The sequence below is a fragment of the Pseudomonas sp. TH07 genome (assembly GCF_016651285.1).
GTDB lineage: Bacteria > Pseudomonadota > Gammaproteobacteria > Pseudomonadales > Pseudomonadaceae > Aquipseudomonas.
Map to the genome: position 1 here is coordinate 5139896 of NZ_JAEKED010000001.1, position 16561 is coordinate 5156456.

A 16561-nucleotide genomic window follows, 5' to 3' on the forward strand; every position below is an offset into this window, starting at 1 on the left:
GAGGTGCACATGCTTGCTTCGCATAGTTTCGGTTCCTGGGTCGGCGCGCTGCAGGGTGTGTGCGGTCGTTTTGACGCACGCCCGGCGCTGAACTCGGCGTTGTTTATTGGTGAGGTCGGGCTGCTGGATTACGCAGGCCTGGAAGTCGCACAGATCCGCACCAATGCCGGGCTGATCTCGCGCAAGAGCACCAGTGTCGATCAGGACGACGATCGCCACTGCTTCCTGATCATGCAGCGCAGCGGCCATGCCCAGCTGCGCCAGGGCGGCGAGACGATCGAGCTGGCGCCTGGAGACATGGCGCTGCTGGACTCGGCCGGCGCTTGTGAAATCGTGCCCCACGGCCTGATTGAGCACTCTTCGTTCCACCTGTCCCGGGATGAGGTGTACCGCCACCTTCCGGCCCATCAGCGCAAGTTTGGCAAGCTGTCGCAGAACTGTGCCAGCGGCCGGCTGATGCGCATGCTGGTGGAGCAAATCTGCGCCGGCGAGCTGCAAGGCTGCGCCGCTCAGCAGGAGGGCGAGGCGTTGCAGGAAGCCTTGATCGCCTTGCTCGGCCCCACGCTGCGCCAGGCCAGCAGCCACAGCCTGGACGGTTACGACAGCCTGCACGGGGGCAGCCTGTGCAGCCAGGCACAGCAATTGATCCGGCAGTCGCTGAACGAGCCCAACCTGAGCCCGGTGTCCCTGGCTAATCAGATGAATATTTCCGTGCGTCAGTTGTACCGTCTGTTTGAGGAGCAGGGTGACAGCGTCTGCCGATTCATCCAGCGTTCGCGGCTCAATCGCAGCGCTGCCGACCTCAGCAACCCGCGGCTGCGCAATGAGTCGATCACCGATATCGCCTTCAAGTGGGGCTTTACCGATTCGGCGCATTTCAGCCGTACCTTCAAAAAGCACTTTGACCAGTCACCACGGGATTACCGGGCCCACTCATTGAACGGCTAGGCGCGGTTCCCGGCACCAGGTCGACCTCTGGCCCGTGTCTGCTGTTGCGGAAAACCCCTGGCTTCAGGGGTTTTCCAGGTCATGCCCCAGGGATTGGATAAACAGCGAAAACAGCTCGGGCTGGGAGGAAATATCGAGCTTGGCGTACAGGTGGCGCCGGTGAACCTTGATGGTGTCCGGGGAAATTTTAAGGCGCTCGGCCATGGCCTTTGAGGAAAACCCGCGCAGGATCAGGCGCGCAATCTCCAGCTCCCGGTCCGACAACACTCCACAACCGAAATGACTGAGCGCATCGCGGATCTGGCTGGCCATTTCCTCGGCGGGCGCGGGCAGGGCGCGCACTGCGCTTTGCTGCCAGTGCTGCTGCATCAGCGGCAGGACCCAGGCCGCAAACGTGGTCAATTGGCCGACTTCTTCGGCGCTGAACAGCCGTTGCATGCCCAGGGACAACGACAGGGTGCCGCCCTCGGGGATCTGCAGGATCAACTGCAGCTCGTCTTCGAGCACGTTGTCGTGGAAGTAGTTGAGGAAGTATTCGCTCTGGCGAAAGTGATCGGGGGCGACTTCCTCCAGGCGGTACAGGCCGCTGGGATAACCCTCGCGACAGGCCTGGAAAAACGGGTCCAGCAGGTACAAGCCATTGAGGTAGCTGAGCATCGATGCGGGCTTGCTCGTGGGCTCGGCGTCGTATTCCTCCAGGGCCTGGGGCAGGCTATCGCGGGGGTAGAAAATCGCCAGGGCGTTATCGAACGGCGAGGCCTGGTGCAGCAGCAGGATCAGTTGCTTCCAGAAGCGAGGCGTGCCGATCTGCGTCAGGGTACGGCCCAGCGCGGCATGCATGCCGACTTCGCGGAACAGAGTGCTCAAATACGTGGCTCCACTTCAGGGGGTGCGGTGATGGGCGTTGGTGCAGGGTTTCGGGCATTTGCGCCACGGCGTCAAGGGGGAGTACTCCAATAGGGGAATTGGTCGGGCCACCCGGGCGCTCTAGAGTAGCGTCCATCAAGTGCGGCCCAGAACGCACCCAGCCGATTTATTTTCGTTTCTGCCTCAGACCAAAAATAACCACGAGGATAACGATATGAGCTCTCCCGCTGCGCCCGATGGCGCACTGAAACCGACCCTGAGTGTGTTCGATGTGGTGGCCATTACCGTGTCCGGTGTGACCCCCGCCAGTTCCGTGTTCGTGATTGCGCCCTTTGCCATCCACCAGGCCGGCAGCGGGGTGTTCCTGGCTTTCGTGATGGCCGGGTTACTGGCCCTGATGTTCGCCTTTTGCTACGCCGAACTGGGCCGCGCCCACAACAGCGCCGGCGGTGAATACGTCTATGCCAAGCGGGTGTTCGGCGGCATGGCCGGTTACGCGACCTTTCTCACGGTGCTGGTGATGTTGCTGTTTATCCCGCCGGTGCTGGCAACCGGTGCCGCCACCTACCTGAACAATGCCCTGGGCACCCAGTACGATTCCCAGACCGTCGCCCTGGTCATTGTGGTCTGCAGTTATTTGTTGGGCATCCTCAATATCAAGCTCAATGCCTGGATCACCGGGACCTGTCTGTTGCTGGAGATTGCCGCGTTGCTGGTGATCGTGTGCCTGGGCTTCGGTAACGCCACACAACCATTGAGCATCCTGGTGCATCCGCAAATCGTCGAAAACGGCGTCTTGCATATGGCGCCCTGGGCCCTGGTGATCGGTGCCGTGGGCATTGGCCTGTTTTCCTACAATGGTTACGGTCCGGCGGTACTGCTGGCCGAAGACATGAAATGCCAGGGCCGTGGCGTGCACAAGGCGGTGCTGTGGTCCCTGGTGCTGGTGGTGATCATTGAGCTGGTGCCGCTCACCGCGCTGTTGATCGGTGCGCCGTCTCTCACTGCAATGCTCGCCAGCCCCGACCCGATTGGCTATCTGCTGACCAGCCATGGCAATGAAACCCTGTCGCGGGTGGTCAGTGCCGGAATCTTCCTTTCCGTGTTCAACGCCATTGTCGCCATCGTGATCCAGATTGGCCGGGTGGTGTTCAGCAGTGGTCGCGATGCGCTCTGGACCCCGAGCATCAATCGCCTGTTCACCCGCATTCATCCGCGCTGGGACTCGCCGTGGATGGCCACGCTGTTCCTGGCGGTGCCCTCGGCGATTCTCAGTTTCAGCTCGAACCTGGCGGACCTGACGTCATTCAGCGTGCTGCTGATCATGCTGGTGTACCTGATCGTGGCGCTGTGCGCCTTGCTCAGCCGGGTGCTGCTGCGCGATCGCGAGCATCCGTACCGCATGCCGCTGTGGCCGCTGCCGGCGTTGCTGGCAGTACTGGGCGCCGGCTACTTGCTGGTCAGTCTGTTCCTTGAAGCGTCGCTCAGGGACATCATGGTGATCATCGGCCTGCTGGCACTGTCGGTGATTCTGTATGGCACCAACGGTCGGTTCAGTCCGGCCTTTCAAAAACTGTAAGGAGTGGTTATGCGCGCACGTCAATTGGGGATCAGCCTGGGCCTGGGCACACCTGGCCCGTTCAATGCGATCACCGATGTTCCGGGGGTGCGGGTCGGTCACAGCACGCTCAAGACCGAGGTCGACGGCAAGCAGGTGCGCAGTGGCGTGACCCTTATCCAGCCGCGGGCCGGCCACGCTCGCCAACAACCCTGTTTCGCCGGCTGCCACGTACTCAATGGCAACGGCGACGCCACTGGGCTTGAGTGGATCCGCGAGGCCGGACTGCTGGCGACGCCGCTGGCGATCACCAATACCCACAGCGTCGGCGTGGTCCGCGATGCCCTGATTGCCGCCGAGCGCGACAGCCTGGCGGACCCGGCGGTGTACTGGTGCATGCCGGTGGTGATGGAAACCTACGACGGCCTGCTCAACGATATCTGGGGCCAGCACATAGGCCCGCAACACCTGCGCGAGGCCATGGCCCTGGCCGAGTCGGGGCCGGTCGCAGAGGGCGCGGTGGGCGGTGGCACCGGGATGATCTGCCATGAGTTCAAGGGCGGTATCGGCACCGCTTCACGGCGGCTGCCGGCGGAGCAGGGTGGCTTTACCGTGGGTGCACTGGTGCAGGCCAACCATGGCAAGCGCCAGGAGTTGCGGGTCGACGGTTATCCGGTGGGGCGCCACTTGATGGGCATCGCTTCACCTTTCGACGAGGGCGGAACCCCGGGCATGGGGTCGATCGTGGTGATCCTGGCCACCGATGCGCCCTTGCTGCCCCATCAGTGCCAACGCCTGGCGCAGCGTGCGTCGATCGGCATCGCGCGCACCGGGGGCGGCACCGAAGATTCCAGCGGCGATATCTTCCTGGCCTTCGCCACCGGCAACCAGGACCTGCCTGCCGCCGACTACGGGCGCAAGGACCTGCCCCTGAGTACGCCGCTGGCCATGCTCAACAACGATCACATCTCACCCTTGTTCAGCGCAGCGGCGGAAGCGGTGGAAGAGGCGATCATCAATGCCTTGCTGGCGGGTGAGCCGATGACCACCCGCAGTGGCACCCTGGTGCCGGCGCTGCACGCGCAAACCCTGCTGGAGGCATTGCAATGCAGCGGCTGGAAAGCAACTTAATGCAACTCTCAAGTTGCCGATGGATGCTCTATTTAGTGTCGATTATTTAATTATTAAATTGTCGATTGTCGGACAATTAGTTGTTGGGCTGGCTTTTAAAAATAATCTTTTACCGGCCCGATCATTGTTTGCGGGAGTTTGTCTGGACAACAAAGTTTGACGCCAAAAAAGTACTAGACGTCTTGTTTAAAATTGTGTCAGTTTTCTTGCGCCTGCATTGGGCGAGTGATAGGACGATCTCGCCAGGGATTGTTGCTATCGAAAAAAACTGCTCCATTGATTACAAGGAAGTGTTCATGTCGAAAGTACAAGACAACGCTATTACTGCTGCTGAACAAGCGCTGCTGCCATTGGCTGCTGCAAGTTCGGCGTATAACCAGATCAATAGCTTCAGCCATCAGTATGACCGTGGCGGTAACTTGACGGTCAATGGCAAACCCTCCTACACGGTCGATCAGGCCGCGACCCAGTTGCTGCGCGATGGCGCTGCCTACCAGGACCTCAACGGCAGCGGCAAGATCGAGCTGACCTACACCTTCCTGACGTCGGCGTCCTCGAGCACGCTGTACAAGCACGGGATCTCCGGGTTCAGCCAGTTCAGCGCCCAGCAAAAGGCCCAGGCCGCGCTGGCCATGCAGTCCTGGTCGGATGTGGCGAATGTCACCTTCACTGAAAAAGCCTCCGGCGGCGATGGTCACATGACCTTCGGCAACTACAGCGGTGGCCAGGATGGTGCGGCGGCCTTCGCCTACCTGCCGGGGACCGGCGCCGGCTATGACGGCACCTCCTGGTACCTGACCAACAGCAGTTACACCCAGAACAAGAACCCGGAGCTGAACAACTACGGCCGTCAGACCCTGACTCACGAAATCGGCCACACCCTGGGCCTGGCGCACCCCGGCGACTACAACGCGGGCAACGGCAACCCGTCCTACAGCGACGCGACCTATGGCCAAGACACCCGTGGCTACAGCGTCATGAGCTACTGGAGTGAAAGCAATACCAACCAGAACTTCAGCAAGGGCGGGGTCGAAGCCTATTCGTCCGGTCCGCTGATGGACGATATTGCCGCGATCCAGAAGCTCTACGGCGCCAACACCAGCACCCGTGCGGGCGATACCACCTATGGCTTCAACTCCAACACCGGGCGTGACTTTCTCAGCGCCACTTCGGCGTCGGACAAGCTGGTGTTCTCGGTCTGGGACGGGGGCGGCAACGACACCCTGGACTTCTCCGGTTTCACCCAGAACCAGAAGATCAACCTCAATGAGGCCTCGTTCTCCGACGTTGGCGGCCTGGTGGGCAACGTCTCCATCGCCAAGGGTGTCAGTGTCGAAAACGCCATCGGCGGTTCGGGCAATGACCTGCTGATCGGTAACAACGGGGCCAACGAGCTGCGTGGCGGTGCCGGCAACGACATCCTCTACGGCGCCGGTGGCGCGGACAAACTCTGGGGTGGGGCCGGTTCCGACACCTTCGTGTTTGCCGCCAGTTCCGATTCAAGGCCGGGTGCCGCCGACCAGATCATGGATTTTGTCAGCGGCCTGGACAAAATTGACCTGACGGGCATCACCAAAGGCGCTGGCCTGCACTTCGTCAACGCTTTCACCGGTGCTGCCGGCGACGCCGTGCTCAGCACCTCGGGGGGCGTCAGCACCCTGTCGGTGGACTTCTCCGGGCACGGTGTGGCGGACTTCCTGGTCAGCACCGTGGGCCAGGCGGCATTCAGCGATATCGTTGCGTAATTGAGCAGCAAGGAGGGAGGCGCGAAAGCGTCGCCCTCTGTTGTTGCAATGGCCGGGCGCCTGAGCGAGGCTAGCCCGCGAATGGAGCCCCCGATGACCCGCAAAGCCTTGATCTGCAAGCCCCGCGCGTGGCTGTTCACGACGCTGATGATGTTTTTTGGAGATGTAACCATGGCAAGCAGCCTGAGATTGGCCGACCCCTCTGAACTGGCCGGGAAGTGGCAATTGCAACAGCCGGCGCAACCGGCGCAGCAATGTTCCCTTGAACTGTTGCCCAACGGCACCCTGGGGGCGGGCGCCGACTGCCTGACCCAGTGGCTGGGTGCGGCCGCCATCGGCTGGTTTCCCGAGCCCGACGGTATCGCCGTCACCGGCGCCGAAGGATCGAAGATCATCTTCCTGAGTCGACAGAAAGAGGGGCTTTATCAAAGCACCTTGAGTTCCGGACTGGTGATCGTACTGCAGCGCGCAGGGCACTAGCCTTAGTTCAAAAGAGCCCGCGTCAATGGCGCAAGTCATACAAGGCTGTCAGTCATTGACCCTTGACTGCTAAATAAGGACAACACTGACTCGTCTACAAGTAGAGCCTGTTGTTGTATGCCCGCTTTATATATAAACAGCGCCCGTATTGCGTCGGGCGATGCATGTCTTCCTGCGCCGCAAGGTTCAGGTTATTAGTTCAGGGAAGATCAACCAAGATGGCGAAGACCACTCAAGCCGCACCCTTATTCAAGGCGCTCGGTGATTACAAGGGTATTTTGATCAGCGTCGGGTGTTTCACGGCGTTGATCAATGTACTGATGCTGGTGCCATCGATTTACATGCTCCAGGTTTATGACCGGGTTCTCACCTCGCAGAACCAGACCACCTTGCTGATGCTGACCCTGATGGTGGTCGGCTTCTTTGCGTTTATCGGCCTGCTTGAAGTGCTGCGCAGCTTTATCGTGATTCGCATCGGCAGCCAGTTGGAGCGGCGATTCAACCTGCAGGTCTATCAGGCGGCGTTCGAACGCAACCTGGCGCGTGGTGAAGGCCATGCCGGTCAGTCACTGGGCGATTTGACCCAGATTCGCCAGTTCGTCACCGGTCCGGCGCTGTTCGCCTTCTTCGATGCCCCCTGGTTTCCCATCTACCTGCTGGTGATTTTCCTGTTCAACACCTGGCTGGGTGTACTGGCTTCGGCCGGGGCCGTGCTGCTGATCGGTCTGGCGTGCCTCAATGAAGCCATGACCCGGCAACCCCTGGGCCAGGCCAGCGGCTATTCCCAACGCTCCACGCAACTGGCCAGCAGCCATTTGCACAACGCCGAAACCATCCAGGCCATGGGCATGCTCGGGGCACTGCGCAAACGCTGGTTCGAGGTGCACTCGCGGTTTCTCGGGTTGCAGAACCAGGCCAGCGATACCGGCGCGGTCATCAGTTCCCTGAGCAAGACCTTGCGTCTGTGCCTGCAATCGTTGGTGCTGGGGCTGGGGGCCTTGCTGGTGATCAAGGGGGAAATGAGTGCGGGGATGATGATTGCCGGCTCGATCCTGATGGGGCGCGTATTGAGCCCCATCGATCAACTGATTGCGGTGTGGAAACAGTGGAGCACCGCCAAGCTGGCCTATCAGCGCCTGGACGCGCTGCTGCAGGAGTTCGGCAGCCGCCAGAGCGCCATGGCGCTGCCGGCGCCCAAGGGCCAGGTCAGCTTCGAGCAGGTCAGCGCCGGGCCACCGGGCCGACGCCTGGCGACCCTGCAACAGGTCAGCTTCAGCCTGGGGGCCGGCGAGGTGCTGGGGGTGCTCGGCGCCTCGGGTTCCGGCAAGTCGACCCTGGCCCGGGTGCTGGTCGGGGTGTGGCCGACGCTGGCGGGCACGGTGCGCCTGGATGGCGCCGATATCCATCGCTGGGACCGGGAGCAACTGGGCCCCTATATCGGCTACTTGCCCCAGGACATCGAGCTGTTCAGCGGCAGCATCGCCGACAACATCGCGCGCTTTCGCGAGGCCGACCCGCAGCAAGTGGTGGCAGCGGCGCAGCAGGCCGGGGTGCACGAGATGATCCTGCGCCTGCCCCAGGGCTACGACACGCTGCTGGGGGATGAGGGCAGCGGCTTGTCCGGTGGCCAGAAGCAACGGGTGGCCCTGGCCCGGGCGCTGTATGGCAAGCCGAGCCTGGTGGTGCTCGACGAGCCCAACTCCAACCTCGACACCGTGGGCGAAAGCGCCCTGGCCGCCGCCATCGCCCAGATGAAGGCCCAGGGCACCAGCGTGGTGCTGGTGACCCATCGTTCCTCGGCCCTGGCCCAGGCCGACAAGTTGCTGGTGCTCAACGAAGGGCGCTTGCAGGCCTTTGGCCCGAGCCAGGAAGTGCTCAAGGCCCTGGCCGGTGCCCAGGAAGCGGCCCGCACGCCCAATCCCGCACCGGCCGCGACCCCGGCCGGCTTGAGCATGAGCCGGCAATACCAGGCGCCGAACCGGAGTAACGGCCCATGAGCCAGGACCAGCAGATGATCAATGACAGCACTTACACAGCACCGCGCCCGGAGCGCGACGCGCGGTTTTTTGCACGGCTGGGCTGGGCCCTGGCGCTGTTCGGCGCCGGCAGCTTTTTTGCCTGGGCGGCCCTGGCACCGCTGGACCAGGGGATCCCGGTGCAGGGCACGGTGGTGGTGTCGGGCAAACGCAAGGCGGTGCAATCGATGAGCGGCGGGGTGGTCAGCCGGATTCTGGTGCGCGAGGGGGAGGCGGTGCGCCAGGGCCAGCCGTTGTTTCGCCTGGATCAGACCCAGATCGGCGCCGATGTGCAGTCGCTCCAGGCTCAGTACCGCATGGCCTGGGCCAGCGTGGCGCGCTGGCAGAGCGAGCGCGACAACCTCAAGCAGGTCGACTTCCCGCCGCAGTTGAGCAGCGATGCCGACCCGCGCCTGGGCCTGGTGCTGGAAGGCCAACGGCAATTGTTCAGCAGTCGGCGCGAGGCATTCTCCCGCGAGCAGGCGGCCATCGGCGCCAATATCGAAGGCGCCAGTGCGCAACTGGCCGGCATGCGCCGCGCCCGCAACGACCTGAACAACCAGGCCGACTCCCTGCGCCAGCAATTGGGCAACCTGCAACCCCTGGCCGACAACGGCTATATCCCGCGCAATCGCTTGCTGGAGTACCAGCGCCAACTGTCGCAAGTGCAGCAGGAACTGGCACAGAACAGCGGCGAAAGCGGACGCGTGGAGCAGGGTATCCGCGAGTCGCGGCTCAAGTTGCAGCAGCACGCCGAGGAGTACCAGAAGGAGGTGCGCAGCCAGTTGGCCGATGCCCAGCTCAAGAGCCTGACCCTGGAGCAGCAACTGGCCTCGGCCGGGTTTGACCTGCAGCACAGCGAAATTGTCGCCCCGTCCGCTGGCATCGCCGTCAACCTCGGGGTGCACACAGAAGGCGCGGTGGTGCGTGCCGGCGAAACCCTGCTGGAGATCGTGCCCCAGGGCACGCGGCTGGAGGTGGAAGGGCGCTTGCCGGTGAACCTGGTGGACAAGGTCGGCAGCCATTTGCCGGTGGATATCCTGTTCACCGCCTTCAACCAGAGCCGCACGCCCCGGGTGCCGGGGGAGGTCAGCCTGATTTCCGCCGACCAGATGCTCGATGAGAAAACCGGCGTGCCCTATTACGTGCTGCGCAGCAGCGTCAGCGAACAGGCGCTGGAAGCGCTCAATGGCCTGGTGATCAAACCCGGCATGCCGGCCGAGATGTTCGTGCGCACCGGCGAGCGTTCGCTGCTCAATTACCTGTTCAAGCCACTGCTCGACCGGGCAGGTTCCGCGTTGACCGAAGAATAAGGATGTTGCGTCGCATGAGTAAGCTTTCCATCTTCGCTGCCGTCCTGCTGCTGGCCTGTGGCAATGCCCGGGCCATGGGACCGTTTCAGATTTACGAGCAGGCGCTGCGCAACGACCCGGTGTTCCTCGGCGCCATGAAGGAACGCGACGCCGGTCTGGAAAACCGCGCCATTGGCCGCGCCGGCTTGCTGCCCAAGCTGGGCTACAGCTACAACAAGGGCCGCAACACCTCCAAGGTGACCTACCTCGACACCGTGCGCGGCACCCAGCACGAGGACCGCAACTACAGCAGCTACGGCTCGTCCTTCACCCTGCAGCAGCCGCTGATCGACTACGAAGCCTACGCGGCCTACCGCAAGGGCGTGGCCCAGGCGCTGTTTGCCGATGAGAACTTTCGCGGCAAGAGCCAGGAGCTGCTGGTTCGGGTGTTGACCTATTACACCAAGGCCCTATTCGCCCAGGACCAGATCGACATTGCCCAGGCCAAGAAGCGCGCGTTCGAGCAGCAGTTCCAGCAGAACCAGCACATGTTCCAGCAGGGCGAGGGCACCCGCACCGACATCCTTGAAGCCGAGTCACGCTATGAGCTGGCCACCGCCGAAGAAATCGAAGCCCGGGATGAACAGGATGCCTCGCTGCGGGAATTGGGGGCGCTGATCGGGGTGCCGGCGGTGGATATCGGCGACTTGCAGCCGCTGGACCAGGGTTTCCAGGTGTTCACCCTGACCCCGGCCAATTTCGCCACCTGGCATGAGCTGGCCCTGAGCAACAACCCGAACCTGGCCTCCGGTCGCCAGCGCCTGGAAGTTGCGCGTTACGAGGTGGAGCGCAATCGCGCCGGGCATATGCCCAAGCTCAACGCCTATGCCTCGGTGCGCCAGAACGAGTCGGAAAGCGGCAATACCTACAACCAGCGCTATGACACCAACACCATCGGCATCGAGGTCAGCGTGCCGCTGTACGCCGGCGGCGGGGTGTCGGCGGCGACCCGCCAGGCCAGCCGCTCCATGGAGCAGGCCGAGTACGAACTGGACTCACAGACCCGCGAAACCCTGATCGAGCTGCGGCGCCAGTTCAGTGCCTGCCTGTCGGGCGCCAACAAACTGCGGGCCTATCAGAAAGCCCTGAGCTCGGCCGAGGCCTTGGTGGTCTCCACCCGGCAAAGCATCCTCGGCGGCGAACGGGTCAACCTTGATGCGCTGAACGCCGAGCAACAGCTCTACAGCACCCGGCGCGACCTGGCCCAGGCGCGCTACGACTACCTGATGGCCTGGACCAAGCTGCATTACTACGCCGGCACTCTGCGCGAAGCGGACCTGGCGCGGGTCGACGAGGCCTTTGTGCCGCGCAGCTCGCACTGACGGGCTCCAGGCAGACACGATCAGCACACGAGAGGAAACCCCCATGGGCATTTTTGCTTACAAGCAGTTCTCCGAGCAGGAGGCCAAGGCGCAGTACAGCGCCGCCATGACCCTGGCGCTCTATGCCTACGCCCCTGACGGCCAACCCCAGCCCGGCGGTTGGCTGACGATTGGCGCCGAGGCCCTGGGTTACCAGGGCCGGGTCGGGCCCCAGGGCACGTTTTTCGGGGAGCAGGCCGGCTTCACCAGCGCCGAGGCCGAGGTCCTTGGCCAATACGATGCCAATGGCCAACTGACCTCGATCGGCATTGCCTTTCGCGGCACCGGTGGCCTGGGTTTCAGCGACACCCTGGGTGACATCAAGAACAACCTGCTGGCGGCGATCGGTCCGGTGGATTACGCCCAGAACTACACCCAGAACGCCTTCAACCAACTGCTGCAGGACGTGGCGACTTTCGCCCAGGCCCAGGGCCTTGGGGCCAAGGATGTGCTGGTCAGCGGCCACAGCCTGGGCGGGTTGGCGGTCAACAGCCTGGCGGCCCTGAGTGGCGAGCACTGGGGCGGGTTTTATCAGCAGGCCAACTACGTGGCCTTTGCCTCGCCGACCCAGAGCCCGGCCACGCCCCAGGTGCTGAACATCGGTTTTGAAAACGACCCGGTATTCCGGGTGCTCGACGGCACCCGCTTCAGCGTGACCTCCCTGGGCAGCCACGATCAGCCACAGCCCTCGGCCACCAACAATATCGTCAACTTCAACGACCATTACGCCAGCACCCTGGAGAACCTGCTGCCGCAAAGCATTCTCAACCCGCAGTCGTGGCAGGCCCACGGGTCGGCCGGGTATGCCGATGCGCTGAATCGGGTGATCGACTCAAGCTTCTACGGGCTGACGAGCAAGGATTCGACCCTGGTCATTTCCAACCTGTTGTCGTCCAGCCGTGGCAACACCTGGGTCGAAGACCTCAATCGCAATGCCGAGGCGCATACGGGCAGCACCTTTATCATTGGCAGTGACGGCAACGACCTGCTCAAGGGCGGGCGTGGCAATGACTTCCTGGAAGGCCGCGATGGCGATGACCGTTTTCGCGATGACGGCGGCTACAACGTGATACTCGGCGGCAAGGGGCACAACGTGTTCGAACTGCGCCAGCCCCTCGATCACTTCACCCTGGCCAACGATGGCGACGGCACCTTGTATGTGCGCGATGCCTACGGCGGCATCAGCCTGACCCGGGACATCGGTGCCCTGGTCAGCAAGGAGCCGGGCTTTGCCTGGGGCCTGTTCAGCAAAGAGGTGAGTCACGAGGTCACCGCTGCCGGGCTGTTGGCCGGTGACCAGTTGACGCCCTACAACCATTCGCTCAACGGCGATGCCTACGGCAATTCACTGGTGGCCAGCGGCGAGGGCGACTGGTTGTTCGGCCTTGGCGGCGATGACCTGCTGCGCAGCGAGCACAGCCAGGTGACCTTCGTCGGCGGTGCCGGCAACGATGAGCTGTACGCCAGCGGCGGCGGCAACACCTTCCTGTTCAACGGCGCCTTTGGCTTCGACACCCTGCACGGCTACCAGGGCAGCGACAGGCTGGTGTTCCTCGGCGTCGAAGGTGCCGGGCAGGGCTACGACTACAGCCAGCACCTGACGCAGAGCGGCCAGGACACGGTGCTGAGTGTGGGCGACTACTCCGTGACCCTGGTCGGTATTGCCCCGGACAGCCTGGTCGGCGCGGGGCTGGTCTTCGCCTGAGCAGGCAGTGCAAGCGTGCGCCGTCGGCTTGCTGGCGGCGCCGGTTTCAGCCCGGTTTTCCCAAAAGAGAGGCACCATCATGGCGGTCTATGACTACAAAAACCTCGGCAGCGAAGGCAGCAAGGCGCTGTTCGCCGATGCCCTGGCAATCACCCTGTATTCCTACCACAACCTCGATAACGGCTTTGCCGTGGGCTATCAGCACAACGGCTTCGGCCTCGGCCTGCCGGCGACCCTGGTCAGCGCATTGATCGGCAGCAGCGATTCCCAGGGGGTGATTCCCGGCGTGCCGTGGAACCCCGACTCGGAAAAGGCCGCCCTCGACGCCTTGCACCAGGCCGGCTGGACACCGATCAGCGCCGCCCAACTGGGGTATGGCGGCAAGGTCGATGTGCGCGGCACTTTTTTTGGTGAAAAGGCCGGCTACACCACGGCCCAGGCCGAAGTCCTCGGCCAGTACGACGCCAATGGCCAGTTGACCTCGATCGGCATTGCCTTTCGCGGCACCAGCGGCCCGCGCGAATCGGTGATCAGCGACTCCATCGGCGATGTGCTCAACGACCTGCTGGCTGCCCTGGGGCCCCAGGACTACGCCAAGAACTACAGCGGCGAGGCGTTCGGCGGCCTGCTGGGCGATGTCGCGGCCTTTGCCCGGGCCAATGGCCTGAGCGGCTCGGATATCGTGGTCAGCGGCCATAGCCTGGGCGGGTTGGCAGTCAATAGCCTGGCGGACCTGAGCGAAGGGCGCTGGGACGGGTTTTTCAAGGATGCCCAGTACCTGGCCTACGCTTCGCCGACCCAGAGCGCCGGCGACAAAGTGCTGAACATCGGCTTTGAAAACGACCCGGTGTTTCGCGCCCTGGACGGTTCCACCTTCAACCTGTCATCCCTCGGGGTGCACGATGCGCCTCATGAGTCGGCGACCAACAACATCGTCAGCTTCAACGACTTCTACGCCTCCAGCGCCTGGAACCTGCTGCCGTTCTCGATTCTCAATGTGCCCACCTGGCTGTCCCACCTGCCCAGTGGCTACGACTCCGGCATGACCCGGGTGCTGAACTCGGCGTTCTATGACTTCACCCACCAGGACTCGACCATCATCGTCGCCAACCTGTCTGACCCGGCACGGGCCGGCACCTGGGTCCAGGACCTCAACCGCAATGCCGAGGCGCACCAGGGCAGCACTTTTATCATCGGCAGCGACGGTAACGACCTGATCCAGGGCGGCAAGGGCAATGACTACCTGGAGGGCGGCGCGGGCAACGATACGTTCCGTGATGGCGGCGGCTACAACATCCTGCTCGGTGGCCAGGGGCACAACACCCTGGAGTTGCAGCAGTCGGTGCACAGCCTGGAATTTGCCAACGATGGCGCCGGCAGCCTGTACATCCGCGATGCCCAGGGCGGTATCAGCATCACCCGGGATATCGGTACCTTGACCAGCAAGGAGTCAGGCGCGTTGTGGGGGTTGTTCAAGGATGAGGTCAGTCACCAGGTCACGGGCAAAGGCCTGCTGGCGGGCTCGGTGCTGACCGCCTACGCCAAGTCCCACAGTGGCGACGCCGGCGCCAGCCAGGTGCGGGCCGACGGCGTGGGTGACTGGCTGTTCGGCCTGGGGGGCAACGATCATCTGCTGGGCGAACTCGGCCATCACGTGTTTGTCGGCGGCGCCGGTGATGACCTGCTGCAGGCGGGGGGCGGCCACAACACCTTTGTCTTCAGTGGCGACTTCGGCCATGACCGGCTGCTGGGGTACCAGGCCAGTGACAGCCTGGTGTTCATGGGGGTGGCCGGGGTGGCGCCGAACGACAGCTACCGTGCCCACGCCACGGCGGTGGGCAATGACACGCTGCTGAGCTTTGGCCAGGCTTCGGTGACCTTGGTGGGTGTGGGCCTGGAGCAGTTGAACGGCGCGGGCATCGTCCTCGCCTGAGGCATCGAGACGGGCGGCGCGTGCCTCGCATGCGCCGCCACCCCCCATCACTGGTAGCCGATCACGATGCCCTTGAGCTTGCGCCCATCGATGGTCTGGATGTCCCGGTCCCACAATGGGCCGCTGACATAGGCTGATACCGGCTGGATCTTGTCATACACCACGACCACTGCATCGCCGCCGATCTTCGCGGCTTCTTCCCGTAGTTTCTGCTCGATTTCACTGACCGGTGGCGCCGGGTCGACGCTGCTGTCCAGGACCACTTCACCGAGGCGAATGTGAGGGCGGGTCGGCTCGCTGCGCAGCACCTGGACCGACGCTGGCGAGGTGGGCCCGGCGTGGGTCACGCCGACGTATTCAGTGGTTCGCGCATTGATGTTGGCGCAGGCGCTCAGGCCGCCCAATACCAGGGTCAACGCCAGGGTCTTGAGGGGCAGGGTCCGGCAATAGTTCAACAGCGGGTTAGGGCTTTGCACAATGGCTACTCCTTGTAGGGGGCAATGCAGGCACCGCGGCAGTCATCGGGAACCGGGCGTGACCCGCACCCCAAATAACGACTCCAATACCTTGCACCTGGGGCTACCGCCCGAGGGCGCTCATGGTGAGCGCTGGGAAAGCATAGCCAACATGACGCAGACCGCGAGGGCGGGCCCGGCGCCTTTATCCAGGGGCGCGGGCAGGGACTAAAGCGTTAGGCAGCCCATGCGTTATTCAGGCACGGGCGATGGCCACAAGCCGTCGCACCGGCCCAATGGACAGCAGGAGACAAGTCAGGTGAGTAACAACAAGAGGTGTGCAATCGGTCTGGTGCTGAGCCTGCTGGCAGGCACGACGCTGGCGGACGAGCTGCCGCACAACTCGATTTTGCAGCGTTATGGCGTGACCCCGGAGCAATTGCCGGCCGGGGCCAAATTGAAGGTCGAACCCAAGCAACAGCCCGCCCCCAGCCGCTTTCACATCGCCCCGGAGCAACCCTGGGCCCAGGTCCGCCTGGGGGACGGCCAGCAGCCGGAAACCACGGGCAATATCAGCATCGACAATGCCGCCAGGCAGGAATATGACCGCTGCCAGAAGGTTCGCGGCGAGTTGTACAAGCGCAATGCCCAGCAGAGTATTTCCTGCGATGGCAGTGTCCCGGGGCTTGGCCTCTACCGCTGATTGCCCTAGATCGGAGGCGGTTATTGTTCCTGGCGGACGGTGGCTACATCGTCCGCCTTGATGCGAATTTTCTTGCCGGAAATATCGACGAACTCATAGAAGCCATCGGCCGTGCGGGTCTTTGGCACATCCTTGGTCAGGTACTGGGTGCCGTTCTGCAAGGTCACCACGGTGGGCGAGGCGCAACCCGCCAAGGCCAGGAGTGCGGTGGCAGCCAGGGCCAGGCCCAGGGTTTCAAACTTCATAGACAAACCTCTCGTTCATGCACGTTGAAGCGGCACAGTGTGCCGTATTTTGATGACTCTATA

General features: G+C 63.1%; 14 protein-coding genes. 11 read left to right on the forward strand and 3 right to left on the reverse strand.

Translation table 11 applies throughout. The annotated features are described in order from the left end of the window. Positions 1 to 9: 9 nt before the first annotated feature. Positions 10 to 948 carry a transcriptional regulator FeaR gene (feaR, locus tag JFU57_RS23460; RefSeq protein ID WP_078473433.1) on the forward strand — a complete coding sequence of 313 codons (939 nt, stop codon included), beginning with the start codon at positions 10 to 12 and terminating at the stop codon, positions 946 to 948. A 63-nt stretch (positions 949 to 1011) separates the two neighbouring features. Here the strand turns inward: feaR and JFU57_RS23465 are convergent, their stop codons facing one another. Next, entirely contained in the window at positions 1012 to 1815 is an 804-nt protein-coding gene (locus JFU57_RS23465; protein WP_201130930.1) for a helix-turn-helix transcriptional regulator, read from the reverse strand. Positions 1816 to 2029: 214 nt separating this feature from the next. On the opposite strand from JFU57_RS23465, the gene JFU57_RS23470 reads away from it, so the two are divergent. From JFU57_RS23470 to JFU57_RS23510, 9 genes are all read left to right on the forward strand, one after another. After that, the gene (locus tag JFU57_RS23470) at positions 2030 to 3394 is read left to right on the forward strand and encodes an APC family permease (RefSeq protein WP_078473431.1); all 1365 of its coding nucleotides are present in this window, start codon (positions 2030 to 2032) and stop codon (positions 3392 to 3394) included. Between the two features lie 9 nt (positions 3395 to 3403). After that, positions 3404 to 4504, forward strand: a complete 1101-nt coding sequence (locus tag JFU57_RS23475; protein WP_078473430.1) for a DmpA family aminopeptidase — start codon at positions 3404 to 3406, stop codon at positions 4502 to 4504. Positions 4505 to 4800: 296 nt separating this feature from the next. After that, positions 4801 to 6249: a serralysin family metalloprotease gene (locus JFU57_RS23480; protein WP_201130931.1), complete on the forward strand. Its 1449-nt coding sequence runs from the start codon at positions 4801 to 4803 to the stop codon at positions 6247 to 6249. Positions 6250 to 6342: 93 nt separating this feature from the next. After that, positions 6343 to 6729, forward strand: coding sequence for an AprI/Inh family metalloprotease inhibitor (locus JFU57_RS23485; RefSeq protein ID WP_201130932.1), 387 nt, complete (start codon positions 6343 to 6345; stop codon positions 6727 to 6729). Between the two features lie 218 nt (positions 6730 to 6947). Beyond that, positions 6948 to 8726, forward strand: a complete 1779-nt coding sequence (locus JFU57_RS23490) for a type I secretion system permease/ATPase (protein ID WP_201130933.1) — start codon at positions 6948 to 6950, stop codon at positions 8724 to 8726. After that, the gene (locus tag JFU57_RS23495; RefSeq protein ID WP_201130934.1) at positions 8723 to 10057 is read left to right on the forward strand and encodes an HlyD family type I secretion periplasmic adaptor subunit; all 1335 of its coding nucleotides are present in this window, start codon (positions 8723 to 8725) and stop codon (positions 10055 to 10057) included. Before JFU57_RS23490 ends, JFU57_RS23495 begins: the two co-directional genes overlap by 4 nt. Positions 10058 to 10059: 2 nt before the next feature. Further along, entirely contained in the window at positions 10060 to 11418 is a 1359-nt protein-coding gene (locus tag JFU57_RS23500) for a TolC family outer membrane protein (protein WP_201130935.1), read from the forward strand. 43 nt (positions 11419 to 11461) lie between these two features. Beyond that, positions 11462 to 13162 (forward strand): polyurethane esterase, encoded by a 1701-nt coding sequence (locus JFU57_RS23505; protein WP_201130936.1) that lies wholly within the window; start codon positions 11462 to 11464, stop codon positions 13160 to 13162. A gap of 79 nt (positions 13163 to 13241) precedes the next feature. Further along, positions 13242 to 15095 carry a polyurethane esterase gene (locus tag JFU57_RS23510; RefSeq protein ID WP_201130937.1) on the forward strand — a complete coding sequence of 618 codons (1854 nt, stop codon included), beginning with the start codon at positions 13242 to 13244 and terminating at the stop codon, positions 15093 to 15095. Positions 15096 to 15142: 47 nt separating this feature from the next. Here the strand turns inward: JFU57_RS23510 and JFU57_RS23515 are convergent, their stop codons facing one another. After that, on the reverse strand, positions 15143 to 15571 hold the full coding sequence (locus JFU57_RS23515; RefSeq protein ID WP_421546829.1) for a hypothetical protein: 429 nt from the start codon (positions 15569 to 15571) through the stop codon (positions 15143 to 15145). Positions 15572 to 15869: 298 nt separating this feature from the next. On the opposite strand from JFU57_RS23515, the gene JFU57_RS23520 reads away from it, so the two are divergent. After that, entirely contained in the window at positions 15870 to 16253 is a 384-nt protein-coding gene (locus JFU57_RS23520) for a hypothetical protein (protein ID WP_020297941.1), read from the forward strand. A gap of 20 nt (positions 16254 to 16273) precedes the next feature. Here the strand turns inward: JFU57_RS23520 and JFU57_RS23525 are convergent, their stop codons facing one another. After that, on the reverse strand, positions 16274 to 16498 hold the full coding sequence (locus JFU57_RS23525) for a YgdI/YgdR family lipoprotein (protein ID WP_020297940.1): 225 nt from the start codon (positions 16496 to 16498) through the stop codon (positions 16274 to 16276). Positions 16499 to 16561: the final 63 nt, after the last annotated feature.